Here is a 14,649-nt window from a genome sequence, read left to right as displayed (position 1 = left end):
GAAATCTTGTCAAATAGAAATATTGGCGTATAATGATTTTGTATGTTAATTTTGTGTAAAGTTTAGAAGGGATGGGGAATATGGAAACCGAAAATGACTTCAGTAAGGGCAGTATCTCAAAAAACATTCTGAGCCTGGCTCTTCCGCTTACACTCGCACAGTTGATCAATGTTCTCTATAACGTGGTAGACCGTATCTATATCGGGCATATTCCGGAGGCCTCCACGCAGGCACTGACCGGTCTGGGACTGACCTTTCCTATTATAACCATGATTACGGCTTTCTCTAATCTGTTCGGCATGGGCGGAGCTCCGCTCTGCTCCATCGCAAGAGGGGCCGGGGATAAAGACCGTGCGGAAAAGATTATGGGAAATTCTTTTTCCATGCTGCTCATCTCCGGTGTTCTTCTGATGATTCTATGTTTTCTGTTCAAACGGCCGATCCTGTATTTATTCGGCGCAAGTGATGTTACATTTCCCTATGCCAACGCTTACATAACCATTTACCTGTGCGGTACGTTATTTGTGATGGTGGGCCTGGGCATGAATACCTTTGTCAACTCCCAGGGCTTTGGAAAAATCGGGATGATGACGGTTATTCTGGGTGCAATTACCAATATTATTCTGGACCCCATCTTTATCTTCGTGTTCCATATGGGTGTAAAGGGGGCGGCTTTAGCTACCATCTTCTCCCAGTTTCTGTCCGCCGCATGGGTATTCCGTTTTCTCACCGGCAAGAGGGCGATACTGAAATTAAACCGGGCCAGCATGAAATTAAACTGGAAGCTGGTAGGCGAGATCGCCGGATTGGGCACTTCCAGTTTTATCATGTCAGTAACCAACAGTATCGTTCAGGTCGTCTGCAATTCCACTTTGCAGACTTACGGCGGCGACCTGTATGTGGGAATTATGACGGTCATAAACTCCGTCCGTGAAATCATTACGATGCCGGTGAATGGCCTGACAAACGGCGCGCAGCCGGTTATAGGCTATAATTATGGAGCCGGCCAGTACAAGAGGGTCCGCAGTGCCATCAAGTTTATGACCGTGGGCTGTATTATCTTCACTGTCATTGTCTGGGCGCTTCTCTTCTGCTTCCCCAGGTTCTTCATCCATCTGTTTAACAGTGATGCTGAACTGCTGGCAGCGGGCGCTCCGGCTATGCGTCTTTATTTCTTCGGTATCTTTATGATGTCCCTCCAGTTTGCCGGACAGTCCACCTTCGTAGCATTGGGCAAATCCAAACAGGCAGTCTTTTTCTCCGTCCTGCGCAAGGTTGTTATCGTCGTTCCGCTGACGCTCTGGCTGCCCACGATCGCCGGACTGGGTACAAACGGCGTATTCCTGGCCGAACCGATCTCCAACTTTGTCGGCGGGCTGGCTTCCTTTATCACTATGCTTCTCACGGTTATGCCGATGTTAAAAAAGGAGCCTGAGCAGCCTGCGGCTCACAGTGCATGACAATGACTCTATTTGCTTCTGATAATTCTTATTTCTCCTGTATTTACGGGAACAATGGGAATATCGGGTCACAATCGGGTCATTCATTTTGGCACGATTGACACGATTTGCTATAATAAGGATCAGCGAATTGGAATCAAGGAGATGGCAATATGCTTTTGCGAGAAAGTGCAAGTTTGAAACATAAACAGTTTCAAACTACAAATTGGTGCAATATCGCAGATAAACCTGCGATATGCAGGGGTATAACCTTCCAGGCTAATCAGGAAGCTGGTTAAAAATAACCTGTTAAAGCGGAACGGGAAAGCAAGAAACAGTCATTATACCATAACTGCAAAACGTTATGGCAACTCTCCGGGGGATGTACACTCCGCGCATTAGTAAAAGGCCTCCGGCCTTATGAGCTCCGACATCCGTATAATGTCTGTTGACTTTATACCATGTGACAATTGAGTTTTATCATATAGGGAACGAAGTTTCCTATATGATAATAATAGCCGCAGGTTTCTGCGGCTATTGCTGTATCACTATGTAATTCTTCTTCTAAAAACCGTGTAATAAAGCTTACAGACTTTTGCTCAAATAGACCATATCAACCAGTTGGACACCGTCTTCATACATTGGATGGTCGTAATTGTCCGTGAAAAAGTTCGGAAGCCTATGAGAAATTCGGAAGCCGTTTTTCTGGTAGAACCGTAATATCCACGGAACATCGCCGGTTCCCACAGACATAGTTGCGTACCTGCCCCTGTAATAGGAAAATATATAGGCTAAAAGTTTACTTCCGTAACCGTTTCCATGCCAGTGTTCATATGTTGCGATATTTTTCAGTTCACAGCTGTCATTGCTCTCCTGTGTAACCACACAAACGCTTTTTAGTCCATCGTCATATAACGCAAATAAGTCTCCCCGGTACAGGTATTTCTCAATCATTTTTATATCTTCGTCTGCAAGAAGGAGAAGCTCCATAAAATTCGTCTTGTCGTTATCCTCAATTTTCGCTATCTTCATATTGCTCTCTAGCCCTCCGCAGCGCTTCATTCGGTATCCCGTTTTTTATTCAAATTCCAGGATCATCTCTGTATAGTGAGAAGTTCTCCGCTTAAATCCAGTCTTCTCATACAGCCGGATTCCCTGATCAGTTGCGGACAGTTCCAGATAGGATAAGCCTTCCTGACGCCCCTTTTCTTTTACCGCCTCAATTACCTTAGCCGCAATCCCCTGATAGCGGTATTCCGGTTTTGTATATACATTCAGGAGCATACCCGTCTTGCCGGTAAGAAATTCCGGATTAGCCGGTTTCTCTGTAACAAGCAAAAAGGCAGTCGCCACAATCTCACCATCCACCTCGGCCACAAATGGAAAAAATTCTTTCCCAATATGTTCCTCAAAATAATCCGGAAGCTGTGCACGGATTGCTGTTGTCTGTTCCTCCGTCAGCCCGCCGAAATCATCATTTAAGTAGGCGAGTCTCATATCTGCCAGCTGACTGCTCTGGTTTTTCTCTGCCATTTTAATCTGTATATCCATCCTCTTCCCTCATGCATTCACTCTGCCCGCAATAACAGATTGAAAGAGGGGGCAGACTGCATAGCTCCTTCTTGCTTTCATTTCTTTCAACCCGTTTCTGTTTTTGTCCATACCTGGTCTGAAGCCTGCGCCGCCAAAGTAAAAGACAACAGATAGGTTTATTATAGGGGGAAGGGCAGGCAAATGCAATAGCTGGTAATTTATCCCTGATGCTTTATTGCAGGATTAGGGTGTCAAAACAGTGCGAGGCACTGGCTCTGTACCATATATCGGTACGAGCATAGCACCAAAGGTGCTTTTGACACCCTGATCTTACAGGGAAGAGAAGTAAATTCTGCCGGTCACACTCCGTTGACAGTGCAGAGGGCAATTCTATATAATAAATAAAAACCGATTCGGAGGACACGTAATGACCCCACAACAGAACACTACAATAAATGAACTGCTTATAAATCTGGACAAACTGCATACGACAGAATTAGGGGTTATCCGGATCAAAAAGAATCTGTCCTTAGAGGAAATAGAAGACGTGGTCAGCTGGTGCCGCAATAAAATAAAAGAACCAGGCAGCAGCATCCGGAGAGAGGGGAAAAACTGGTATATAAATATAGATGGCTGCAAAATAACGGTAAACGCCTATAGCTACACGATAATTACTGCACATAAGTTGAAATAAATTTTATAATATAAGCCAGTACATCCTATCGAAAAGCCTCTGGTCTATTTTACTAGACCAGAGGCTTGGTTCAGCAGTCTATTTCAATCGTCTAATTCTGCTTCCTTACAGATTAAGTTCACTTACCGCAATAAAAGGCCGGGGAGGATTCTCGTGTTCTCCCAATGCCAGTTCAAACCAGCCCACATCATGCCATTCCCCAAGCTTATAGCCCGCTTTCGCAGAATATCCGGTCTGCCGGAATCCGAACGATTCATGAAATGCCCTGCTTTCTTCATTCGGCAGAGTGATGCAGGCAGTGACAGTCTGTATTCTCTGCAGTTTCAGCAGCTCCAAAAGCATCTGATAAAGCAGCGTGCCGATTCCCCGCCCTCTTTTATTCTGTTTCACATAGACAGACAGCTCCGCATCCCACTGGTAGGCTGCTCTTTCATGCATTTCATGAGCATAACAGTAACCCAGGATCTCTCCCTCATTCTCACAGATCAGATAAGGATACTTCTCTCCGACCCGGCGAATCCGCTCTCTGAACTCACGCTCTGCGGGAACTTCATATTCAAATGTGATAGCCGACTGTTCCACATAGGGTCTGTAAATATTTATAAGCTCCTCTGCGTCGGAAGGCTTTGCCAGACGTATCTGCATAATCTATCTCCTTTTTAGTTTCTAAAATTTATATTGAAATATATCTTGTTCTAGCACAATTCCAGATAATAGTCAACCAGTAAGAACTATGCGGCAATTGATCTTATGATATTCGTCCGATATACTATAATTAAGAGGTATAGTGTGGCTGGGATTCTATGATCACCATCTATCCCGGGGAATCGCTGGATGTCCGATTCCTGCTGGGAAACTACGCAATACTATCTCCGGGGAAGTTCCGGCTGGCTGTCGATCTGGAATATGTCACTCTATGTACCGAATTTTTTATTGACGGATAAAAGAACACACGGGAATAACATTTATTTACTATCACAATAACAACAGCCCGGCAGCGTGCGGGGAACAGCGCCTGCCGGGCTGAATCATTATTAGATACCATCTGTTCTACTTTCCGAAAACCTGCAGCGCTTCGCGCATATTCTCCCTCACCGGTACCTGGAAGGGACACCGTTTCTCACAGGCTCCGCACAGAATACAGTCTTTCGCCGTATATTCCAGCACCTTATAGTGTTCACGAACCGTCTCCGGCACCTCGCCCTGTGCTTTTGCCAGATTTAAGAACTTCGTCACAGAGGCAATATCAATCCCCTTCGGGCAGGGCGCACAGTGGCCGCAGTACATACAGTGTCCCTCCCAGTTTATCTTGGGAAATGAAGCAAATGCCGCCGCGTAATCCTTCTCTTCTTCCGTGGCGTCCTCATAGGCCAGGCTTAATTTCAAATCTTCCAGGGAACGGACGCCGGACATCACGCTGACCGCCGCCGGCCTGGTCAGGGCATAGTGGATACACTGATTGACCGTCAGCGCCTTCCCTGCCGGTGAATATTCACTTAACAGGTCGCCGCCGCCAAAAGCTTTCATTACGGTAATCCCCACTCCCATGCGCTGGCAGGTCTCATACAGTTCCTTCCGCTCCGGGTCCATGTTGGTATGTATCTGTTCATAGCTTTTCTCCGCCCAGAGCATTTCACAGTCTTCGTCTCCGGGAAGCAGGTCATAGCAGGGATTTACGCTGAACATCAGCACATCAATCAGGCCGCTCTTCACCGCCCGCAGGGCCGCCGCCGGATTGTGGCTGCTCACCCCGGTGAGGCGTATTTTCCCTTCTTCTTTCAGGCGGAGCATATACTTTACTACCTCGCCCTCCTCCAGTTCCTTCCATCCCTTGACAGAATCTACATAGTGGATCATCCCGATATCCACATATTCCGTATCCAGCCGGGTTAACATCTCCTCAAAGGAATTCTTTACTTCATCCGGGTCCCGGGAGCACCGGTACTGCCCGTCTTCCCACACCGTACACAGATGAGCCTGCAGGATAAACGTATCCCTGCGCCCTTTTATCATCCGCCCGATCCGGCTCTGCAGCTCCGGGTCCGGACTATATAAATCCATACAGTTTACTCCATGTTCCATAGCCAGATCAAACAGCTCCCTGGTGAATTCTTCCTCTTTCCCCGCAAATCCCTCACAGCCAAGCCCGATCTCGCTGAGTCTTAATCCGCTCGTTCCAAGTTCCCGGTATCTCATTCTCTCTCCCCTTCCTTCGTCCTGTCAGGACTCTCGCGTAATTCAATAGATTAATTATAACATACTCCCTTCAAATTATGGTAGCCCGCCTCTTTCATATTCTTTGTTCATTGCTTCCTTTTGTTTACAAAGCCGTTCCGGTCATTTAAAATTAAAGTATCGGGCAGTTGATCATGTACAAATGAAGGGAGGAAGCTATGAAGAAAAAGGCATTTCTATTTCTCCTGCTGCTTCTGTTGTTTTCTTTGAACGGCTGTACAAGCGGTATGTCGTCAAATGATTCCTCAACGGCCGGCCAACAGAACGAAGAGCCTGTATTAGATAAGCTTTTACAGACCTTTGATATTGCTCTGCAAAACTACGGCAAAGAAAATCCGCTGGACGTATCACTGCCGATTCACGAAGAATCCCTGTGGCTTCGCTATCCCCAGACCGGCTGTTTTTCCGAGGACGCCATCGGGATTCTGAGCCAGAATATTGCAATGCTGCCGATTCAGTATGAACCAGAAAGTGAGTCTTATGTCCTGCCGGTGTTTTCCCTCTCTTCGGAACGGAAACAGTGGATCAGGGATCATTTGCTGAAAGCGGATATTTTTGAAGACTGCAATTTGCAGATTCAGGAAATAAAGGATTCGGAAGTCTCCCTGCCTTCCTATATCAGAGAATCTCCGCCGTCTTCTGCTCTCCTGTCATTTTACGATGGGCTCCGAAGCTATGAAGCGGAGAATCCAGGTTCTATCTCGCTCGCCTGGAACGGTCCCGTCCGGATTAAGACAAAGGGACTTGCGGGCATTGATGAGATAACTGCCTATATTAACGATACCGCTGACCTTTGCACAATATCCGTCTGTTATATGAATGAGGAGATGGAGAACTGGCTCAACCGTATCGTCTGCACCGGCAGCGCTGCTCTGCGTTATGAAAGCCTTGGCACGCCAGGGGTTCTAGCCGATCTGTGCAACCAAAATCTTCCTCTTACCGTTTCCGATGTTCCTGCGGATATCATAAATTTTCAAGGAGTTACCTGCCGGATGGAAAAGACCGAATATTCCATATTGGATAAGGAAATACCGATCCGCTTCGATAATCCCAACAATGCTGTGGTTTATTATGACAGGGAACTATTCCTTGATTATCTGAAGAACGGTGTATGGTACCGCGTGCCGCGGCGTTTTTCCAACGTGGCATACGATACGTCCGCAACGTTATCAGTGTATCCTCTGGAGGGCCATACCGGACAGACTTTTCGTCTCAATCTGTCCGAATACGCCCGGCTCGTGCCCGGCACTTACCGGATCACCAAAATCTTTCATACGAAGCAGGAACCATTTTTTGATAACAAATACGTCTCAGTTCTGATCACGATCACAGAGGACAAGATAGCGGATGGCTCAGTAAACAGCGATGAATTATTGACCGAAAGACAGCAGTCGCTGGAGACAGCCCTGGCGGATTATGAAAAAGAGCATCCGGGAGATGTAATATGGCCCGAAACTCTGACTCTCTGGCCCTCCCAAACGGAGATTGTATCACGTTCCTATGCTATCATCAGTCAGAATCTGTCTTGCAGTCCGGTCGGCACGGCTCCTGAAAACTCGGATACCCTGCAAATGGAGATGTCCACATTAAATACGAAAAGTGCGGACTGGTTCCGTCAGAATGTCTGGAGTCCCTCTGATGTAGAAATCATTCCGGCCTCCCGCTTTTCCACTCATTCGAAATACCATGTTCTTGTATCAGATTTTTATGAAGCTCTGTCAGCATACAGCAAGGCAAATAAAGACAGCGTGCATCTTCTTTCCGACGGAAGCTGCTACATCGAGCGTTCTTTTGGAACCGGCGGGGACGGAATCCGCATTCATGGTATCAAAGATTTCACAGCCGAGGGAAATTTAGTGATAAGCGTCGATATCCTGAATGAAGAAAAGCTTCAATGGATGAAAAAGAATCTATGCAGTATGGATCACCTGGTGTACGAAGGTGAATATATTTCCGGCAATCCCCGTCTGCTTGCCAGGCAGGCGCTAACGCCCATTTCCACCGAATGGACCAGTCGGGAAGATATTACTCTCCGGCTTGAAGATCATGCAACAGCTCCCGGTCAGGTTCTTTTGGACTTTCAGATTGACACCAGCCACTTCGGAGATTACTGGCTGTCCGGCACCAGCCTGCTGCAATACTATAAAAATTGCTGCTGGTATGAAGTCCCCTCCCGTTACCCCGATTATTCCATCCGCTATAATGTAGGGTATGGGCTGACACCCGGAAAAGCATTTACTGCAGCCTGGAATCTGGCAGAATATGCTGTTTTAGTGCCTGGAAGATACCGGGTTGTTCAGGGAATACAAGAAGAAGGACATTCGGAAGAGTTTTATGTGTGGGATGAGTTTTGTGTGAATGGGCAATGAGACAGATAAAGATAACACAGAAGAAAGGATTATACATAATGAGTGAAAAAATAAGATGTCCCTGGGCAGGTGATCTCCCGATCTACATTAATTATCATGACAAGGAGTGGGGACGGCCTGTACATGATGACAATAAGCTGTTTGAAATGCTGGTTTTAGAAGGGATGCAGGCTGGTCTCAGCTGGATCACCGTGCTTAAAAAAAGAGAAGCATTCCGGGTGGCGTTCGACGGATTTGATCCGGCCAAAGTAGCGCTTTACGATGAGAGCAAAATACAGGAGCTGCTGGGAAACGAAGGGATCATCCGAAACCGGCTTAAGTTGAACGCCGCTGTAACCAATGCCAAAGCATTCCTGAACGTACAGGAAACCCATGGAAGCTTTGATAAATTCATTTGGTCCTATGTGGATTATACTCCAATTAAAAACCATTGGGAGAAGATAGAGGACATACCGGCCAAAACACCTCTCTCGGATCAAATCGGCAAAGATCTGAAAAAAATGGGATTTAAGTTTGTTGGCTCTACAAGCATCTATGCATTCATGCAGTCTGCGGGTTTGGTAAATGATCATTTGACAAGTTGCTTTGTTTATCAGGAGTAAAAGTTGTGTAACTCCATTTACATGGCTTCCGCCTTGTTCTATTCATAGACTCTTATTTCTTTAATCCGGCCCTTGAAATCATCGGAGCAGTAGGACATATCGCCCATTTTCTTAGCCTTCCGATGCAGATTTCTGGTATCCACAACAAATTCTACTACAGAGCCGTCAGCGGTCTGCCGGTTTGTTTTATCCGTATGCCGGTTTGCTTTACAGTCGGCCAGGATACATTCGATTACGGCGCCATTTTTCATAATCAGATCGACTTTTGTTCCTACTTTCGTAGTATAATAACTGCCCAGTGCGATACAATATCTGTCGTCTACTGTTCGTATTCCGTATTTTCCGGTCTCTGCCTTCATCTGAAGTTTGTATTGTTTACTTCGTTTATTGCTGATCGCTCTGTATGACATGTATGATTTAAAACTGCTGTTTCTGGGAACCGCATAATCGGTAAATTCCTCAATAACCTCAGCTGACAGCGAGGCAGAAAACTGATTTTCCTGTTTCCATTCTTCTAACGGTTCTACGTTGTTTGTCACGGTAAAAAACTGTTCTCGCTCTTCCAGTATGCACTCCTGAGCCTTGACATTCTCGATTTGTATCGTTGTTATATTTGGAACCATAAGAATCAAAGTTGCCGATAAAGCTCCGATCCATATCTGTTTCCTCATACTATTCCTCCATATCATCTTTTTTCAACATTATTGACAGAAAAAGCCAAAGTATTCTGTTATCTGTTCTTTAGCCCTCCATATCAAATTCGATTTCTAATCAGTCAGAGTGAGGAAAGCATAGTTAATCATGCTTCCGCCAGGGTTGTCTGCATAGAATTCCAATAGTACAAGTTATGCTTGTAACCATAAAAAAAGACCAGGAAAGAATAATTTTATTCTTTCCTGGTCTTTTTTCTTAACGAGCAACCCGGTTGACGGGCCTCCATTCCTATTTTTTTGATCGTATGAAATGTCAAAACTGCCGCACAGAAGCCGCTTCCTTCTGTACCGTTCGGTAATAGGTCACGTTCGGATATCCCAGAACCAGCGTCGTCACGGCTATTTCTCTGTGTTTTAATCTAAGCATTTTTCGCAGTGCTCGGGATTTATTAACAGCCATGGAGAAAAATCCGCTGTAGAGTACGCCTAAACCACAGGCTTCCGCCATCAGCTCCATATTTGCTCCTGCCAAGGCACCGTTTACCTTATCCCGAGCCACAATGACGATTGCGGCTGGAGCCTTTTTGAAGAAAAAATGATCGTCTATGATTGTCCGCCTGGCCATGGGGCTGACCAGCCTCATCAGAGGGATTAGTCTTCGAAAAAGCCGTACTGCCGGTTTTTCAAAGCACTCTATCTTATCTTTCAATATAACAAACGATACATCTTGTGTATTTCCTCCGGTTGGTGTCAGCCGGCCGGCTTCCATGATTTGTTCCAGTATTTCCGGAGCTATCTGCCGCTTTGTAAACTGCCGGATGCTGCGCCTTGTTTTAATCGCATCATGCAGCCTCTGCGGGTCCAACAAAACTGCCCTTCCGATCTCCTCCGGCTCTTCGTCAAAGCCGGTCATGTAAACCGCCGCCTTCGGACAGACGGCAACACAGTGTCCGCACTTGATACAGTCCTGAGCAATTATCTTTGCTTTCTTATTTTCAATCAGGATATTACCCGCCGGACAGTCCTTCCGGCACAGGCCGCAGCCTATACATTTTGCCGGGTCAATCCGAATGATATGTTCGCGTTTCACTGAGTTCCACCTCCGCTTTCCTGCATAGAGAGTCATCCATGATATAATGATGATGCCGTCCCTTTGATTTCGATTTATACTCAATTGCCTCCGTGGGACAGCCGCCGATACAGGCCATACAGTGTGTACAGTTTCCCTTCCACACCGGTCTTCCTCCTGTTATGTCAATATTGTTCAGCGGACATCGCACAGCACATTTCCCACAGGAAATACACTGATCCGATACCCGAAAGCTCCTGTCATAGACAAAAAGTGCATAAAATAAAGGATTTACCGGACCGCTTTCCAGCTTTCCTCCGAGGGATACGGACAAGGCCGGAAAGGCTTCCCCTGACCGAACCAGCTTTGCAAGCGAGGCGATACGGGGTTCTGCATTTTCTATGATTGTCCCGCACTCTTCTTTCTCCGGCGTCGGAAACAGGGCCAGATAGTTTTCCGGCATAATGACCGGGGCGAGCCCGCGAAAACGCAATCCTTTTTCCCGGCACAATTTCTCAGCGTACGCTGCGGCATTGCCGCAGCCTCCCGCACAAGTTAAAATAAAGTAAGCTTCTCCGCCGCCCTCAAAGCTGGTCTCTCTGATCCACTGCTCTACCACTCTTGGCATCCTCCAGGAATAGGTGGGAGCGACAAATACCAGCGGGCGTTCTGACCTGATCACTGCTTTTTTCCCCGACTTTAAATAATGATTGATCGATATTACCTCATTCTCTTCAATCAACTCCGCAAGCCTGAATGCTGCAAGCTGGCTATTGCCGGTTCCGCTAAAATATAAAACCATATATCTCTCCATTCTGAAGCGCTTTTTCTTGCGAACGCGCTGCCTTGACAAAACTGAAGCCATCAAATATGATACATATTGTATCATATTTGACAATGTTGTCAATCATTCAACCTGAGACAAAATAAGGAGATCTGTATCATGGACAAAAGAAAAGCGGCCAGCCAGAAGGTGAAAGACCGCCTGTTATCTGCATTGCTTGAATTTGCGGGACACAAAGACTGGTCAACGCTGACCGTCACTGAATTAATCGAAAAGTCCGGTGTCGCCCGGGCATCCTTTTATCGTAATTTCAGATCGGTGGAAGATATCATAGAGTATGGAATTCATAAGATGTCGCTGTGCTATCACGAGGGGAAGCCCTTTCCGAATGAGGACTTTCACAGCAGAGAGGTGATGCTTTATAAATTCCGCTTCTACAAAGAATATGCCGGCCTTGTCCTGGCCTTTCATCATGCAAAGGTAGCTACCACATTGCTGGACGTGATCACCGACTGCGAAATAGATGCCTGCGGGGATATGCCGGTCAGTTCCATAACAAGATATGAAATCTACTACTTTTCCGGAGCATTTTATAATATGATGCTCTGCTGGCTGGAAAGCGGCATGAAGGAATCCCCGGAGGATATGGCAGACGAATTTCTGAGGATTACAAAAAATGAAACTATTTCTGAAACTAAGTGATTTCTTCAAAATTGCCTGTTGTGTTATAATATAAGCGTAGATGGACAAGTATCTTGACGAAAAGATATGCTATAACCGAAGGGATATCATGAAATTTAGAAAACTACTGTTATTTATTGTCCCATTGATAATCATCCTTTGCTCTGTCGCAATAGGCATCGCTAAATATGAAACGGGGTCCGCCTATGCAGCATACTTTTCTAAAACATGCAGTATAGAAAAGGCCAAATCCAAACAATATATCGTTTGGGAAAAAGGACGCATAACATCCGGTTCGGAAACGTGGGAAAGCTTTTTAAGTTTGACAGAGAATAAAGAAAAATCGAAAGTTACCCTCGCCTGCTGTTATGACAGCAAGGCAGCAGTTTGCCTATTACATACGTTGGAATTTGACGGAAATAATTATTTACTGACTGTCCGGCAGACTGATCAAACCCTCCGTCATTCCTATTCCTCCCTGCTCAAATTATTTGATCAGGGCGTTGGAACTACCTATTATGTTTTATCTGACAATTCGGATCTGACCTTCCGTGAATTTTACCGCAATTTGTGGCTTCCTCCCGCAGAACGTATTGAAAATTTTCGGCTGGTATTATTTACGGGTGAATCAAACGGTGAGGAATCCCCCAGACCGGAGTTACTGAGCACGCCGGGCTGGCCGGATTTGGATGAATATCTAATGGCAGAATCGATCGATCCATTACCGGTTTATCCTTACGACAGGACCGTATATGATGATAGGGCGGATATTTTAGGAAAAGCAGATGGCTGTGCCGTAGTGCGGGGAGGCTATTATTTAGCAGGAAAAGAGCTGTGGGAAAATTTCGAAGCATCGGTTAACAGAGGTCTTACCTCCCGTATCCGTCTCATATGTTTGGATTCAAGCCAGACGGTTATCACTGATTTATGTTTCACAGGCGAATATTTCGATGTCATAGATGAGGAAATAAAGTGGCAGAGTGATTTTCGGTATTTGCTCATTTATAATCCTCTCTCTTCTTATCTGAATGACAGGACCTATTTTCTATCCGTCAAGGCTGACTGGACCCCGGAGGATGACTCCACTGTTCTTCCAGGTAAATTCAGCAATGACTGGGGACACAGCTTATTAAAATTATTCCGCGTAGTTGAATAAAATCAAGGCCTCTCCAGAGGGAGGGGCCTTGATTCTACATAACGCTGATGCAGCTATAGCATCATCGATTTGTATCACATCTCTAATATTACTCAGCTGCAGATTTCGTCTAACAACTCTAAAATCTCTTCAGAAGTATAAAAATACATTACTCCTCTTTCAAAATAATCTCCATCCACAATAATAGCGTATGCGTTGGTTTCCGGTCTGAAAACATAGCCTTCTATTTCAATCGGTTCATCATCGAGCAAATAATTCCACAACTTTTTATCAGAGTATTCAAATCTAATTAAGATTTCATCACCTGATATATCACCTTTGCTCCAGACCATTTTATACCGCAGTAAACCGGCAGCTAATTGATTGTTCTGATCTTTCCACCAGCAATCTGAAATTTTATCATATATATTTCGATATTCATCAGAACCAGGTTCAAATTGTAATTTTCGTTCTTCTTTTTGAATTATAATCAAATCGGGAGCCTGTAAGTCATACTGAGGATATTGTTGGTTTAGTTTCATAATTTCGTTACTGCGTTTATTATGATTGACTAATAACAGAATGATCGCCGCAACGCATATTATCATTATAGTAGCTGCTACTGTAATGCGTTGTGAATTTTTCATGCCTATACCCCTATTATCACAGTCCCACTGCCTAAATGAAATAACTGGCCTTTTGGTAATAAAATTCTTGTTCTGTTTTCAAAAGCTCTACTAGTCCCTTTAGCGTATGATTCTCTCTAAATTCCTTAAGCCCCTCTATATATTCACTTCTATTTTTATCCTCAATTACAACAGGAATCATATCATTTTTGAGACATTCCCGAAACAAGATCAGCCGCCCCGTTCTTCCATTCCCATCCTGAAAGGGGTGAATACTCTCATAGCGCGCATGAAATTCCGCCAAAACATGTATATCAGGACTCTGGCTGTTATACCAATCAAGCAGTTGTGACATTTCCGTCTCTACCTGCGATGGCAGCACTGTAGTATACATTCCAATCATATTGGGCCGCTGCTTATAATCACCGATGGCATACCCGTTTGCACGGTCCTCAAACACACCGGATTTCAATTCATAATGGAATTGCTTAATTAGTTCCTGGGTCAGCATCTGATCCAGCGTATCCAGCATTTTATTAAACATCAGAAAATGTCCGTTTGTCTCTTCCACATCTTTCGCCCGATAATAGTCATCTGACCTGGGCAAAGTGCCGCTATCAAATAAAGAAGCTGTCTGTTCTTCTGTCAGAGTGCTTCCTTCGATCCTGTTAGAATTATAAGCAAGAAGGCGCTGCGTAAACCCATAAACCCCTGACCGATCAATTTTTTTGCGCTCTATCTGAAATCGTTCCCGCAAAAACGTATTGAATTTTTTCGTTTCCATTCACTGCACCTCCAGTTCTAACCTGTCCTGCATATATTAACATCA

The 14,649-nt window shown here is 45.2% G+C and carries 16 protein-coding genes; 7 read left to right on the top strand and 9 right to left on the bottom strand.

Annotation, left to right across the window (positions count from 1 at the left end):
• Positions 1 to 80: 80 nt before the first annotated feature.
• Positions 81 to 1,460: an MATE family efflux transporter gene (locus tag ABCW47_RS10450; protein WP_343209862.1), complete on the top strand. Its 1,380-nt coding sequence runs from the start codon at positions 81 to 83 to the stop codon at positions 1,458 to 1,460.
• A 564-nt stretch (positions 1,461 to 2,024) separates the two neighbouring features.
• Here ABCW47_RS10450 and ABCW47_RS10445 read toward each other — a convergent pair.
• Positions 2,025 to 2,471, bottom strand: coding sequence for a GNAT family N-acetyltransferase (locus tag ABCW47_RS10445; RefSeq protein ID WP_343209861.1), 447 nt, complete (start codon positions 2,469 to 2,471; stop codon positions 2,025 to 2,027).
• A 45-nt stretch (positions 2,472 to 2,516) separates the two neighbouring features.
• Positions 2,517 to 2,990: a GNAT family N-acetyltransferase gene (locus ABCW47_RS10440; protein WP_343209860.1), complete on the bottom strand. Its 474-nt coding sequence runs from the start codon at positions 2,988 to 2,990 to the stop codon at positions 2,517 to 2,519.
• A gap of 409 nt (positions 2,991 to 3,399) precedes the next feature.
• Between ABCW47_RS10440 and ABCW47_RS10435 the strand changes: the two genes are divergently transcribed.
• Positions 3,400 to 3,666 carry a DUF3781 domain-containing protein gene (locus tag ABCW47_RS10435; RefSeq protein ID WP_343209859.1) on the top strand — a complete coding sequence of 89 codons (267 nt, stop codon included), beginning with the start codon at positions 3,400 to 3,402 and terminating at the stop codon, positions 3,664 to 3,666.
• 105 nt (positions 3,667 to 3,771) lie between these two features.
• Here ABCW47_RS10435 and ABCW47_RS10430 read toward each other — a convergent pair whose 3' ends face one another.
• The gene (locus tag ABCW47_RS10430) at positions 3,772 to 4,311 is read right to left on the bottom strand and encodes a GNAT family N-acetyltransferase (protein WP_343209858.1); all 540 of its coding nucleotides are present in this window, start codon (positions 4,309 to 4,311) and stop codon (positions 3,772 to 3,774) included.
• 158 nt (positions 4,312 to 4,469) lie between these two features.
• Here ABCW47_RS10430 and ABCW47_RS10425 point away from each other — a divergent pair, with 158 nt between their 5' ends.
• A complete protein-coding gene (locus tag ABCW47_RS10425) occupies positions 4,470 to 4,610 on the top strand; it encodes a hypothetical protein (protein WP_343209857.1) in 141 nt (46 codons plus the stop codon).
• A 106-nt stretch (positions 4,611 to 4,716) separates the two neighbouring features.
• Here the strand turns inward: ABCW47_RS10425 and ABCW47_RS10420 are convergent, their stop codons facing one another.
• Positions 4,717 to 5,862 carry an aldo/keto reductase gene (locus tag ABCW47_RS10420; RefSeq protein ID WP_343209856.1) on the bottom strand — a complete coding sequence of 382 codons (1,146 nt, stop codon included), beginning with the start codon at positions 5,860 to 5,862 and terminating at the stop codon, positions 4,717 to 4,719.
• Between the two features lie 197 nt (positions 5,863 to 6,059).
• Here ABCW47_RS10420 and ABCW47_RS10415 point away from each other — a divergent pair, with 197 nt between their 5' ends.
• Both ABCW47_RS10415 and ABCW47_RS10410 read left to right on the top strand, forming a co-directional pair.
• A complete protein-coding gene (locus ABCW47_RS10415; protein WP_343209855.1) occupies positions 6,060 to 8,270 on the top strand; it encodes an immunoglobulin-like domain-containing protein in 2,211 nt (736 codons plus the stop codon).
• Between the two features lie 38 nt (positions 8,271 to 8,308).
• Positions 8,309 to 8,872, top strand: a complete 564-nt coding sequence (locus ABCW47_RS10410; RefSeq protein WP_343209854.1) for a DNA-3-methyladenine glycosylase I — start codon at positions 8,309 to 8,311, stop codon at positions 8,870 to 8,872.
• Between the two features lie 38 nt (positions 8,873 to 8,910).
• On the opposite strand, the gene ABCW47_RS10405 is transcribed toward ABCW47_RS10410, so the two are convergent.
• The 3 genes from ABCW47_RS10405 to ABCW47_RS10395 all read right to left on the bottom strand — a co-directional run bounded on the left by ABCW47_RS10405 (position 8,911) and on the right by ABCW47_RS10395 (position 11,396).
• Entirely contained in the window at positions 8,911 to 9,543 is a 633-nt protein-coding gene (locus ABCW47_RS10405; RefSeq protein WP_343209853.1) for a hypothetical protein, read from the bottom strand.
• A gap of 295 nt (positions 9,544 to 9,838) precedes the next feature.
• Positions 9,839 to 10,615 (bottom strand): nitroreductase family protein, encoded by a 777-nt coding sequence (locus tag ABCW47_RS10400; protein ID WP_343209852.1) that lies wholly within the window; start codon positions 10,613 to 10,615, stop codon positions 9,839 to 9,841.
• Positions 10,587 to 11,396, bottom strand: a complete 810-nt coding sequence (locus ABCW47_RS10395) for an EFR1 family ferrodoxin (RefSeq protein ID WP_343209851.1) — start codon at positions 11,394 to 11,396, stop codon at positions 10,587 to 10,589. Before ABCW47_RS10395 ends, ABCW47_RS10400 begins: the two co-directional genes overlap by 29 nt.
• Positions 11,397 to 11,537: 141 nt before the next feature.
• Between ABCW47_RS10395 and ABCW47_RS10390 the strand changes: the two genes are divergently transcribed.
• A complete protein-coding gene (locus ABCW47_RS10390) occupies positions 11,538 to 12,080 on the top strand; it encodes a TetR/AcrR family transcriptional regulator (RefSeq protein WP_343209850.1) in 543 nt (180 codons plus the stop codon).
• 301 nt (positions 12,081 to 12,381) lie between these two features.
• Positions 12,382 to 13,215, top strand: a complete 834-nt coding sequence (locus tag ABCW47_RS10385; protein WP_343209849.1) for a hypothetical protein — start codon at positions 12,382 to 12,384, stop codon at positions 13,213 to 13,215.
• A 92-nt stretch (positions 13,216 to 13,307) separates the two neighbouring features.
• Here ABCW47_RS10385 and ABCW47_RS10380 read toward each other — a convergent pair whose 3' ends face one another.
• Together ABCW47_RS10380 and ABCW47_RS10375 are read right to left on the bottom strand one after the other, a co-directional pair.
• Positions 13,308 to 13,841 carry a hypothetical protein gene (locus ABCW47_RS10380; protein WP_343209848.1) on the bottom strand — a complete coding sequence of 178 codons (534 nt, stop codon included), beginning with the start codon at positions 13,839 to 13,841 and terminating at the stop codon, positions 13,308 to 13,310.
• 31 nt (positions 13,842 to 13,872) lie between these two features.
• Positions 13,873 to 14,604, bottom strand: coding sequence for a Fic family protein (locus ABCW47_RS10375; protein WP_343209847.1), 732 nt, complete (start codon positions 14,602 to 14,604; stop codon positions 13,873 to 13,875).
• Between the last annotated feature and the right edge of the window lie 45 nt (positions 14,605 to 14,649).

The sequence above is a fragment of the Anaerolentibacter hominis genome, from assembly GCF_032380675.1.
GTDB lineage: Bacteria > Bacillota > Clostridia > Lachnospirales > Lachnospiraceae > Anaerolentibacter > Anaerolentibacter hominis.
Note: the sequence above shows the minus strand (reverse complement) of the source record. Positions and strands in the feature narration are given on the sequence as shown.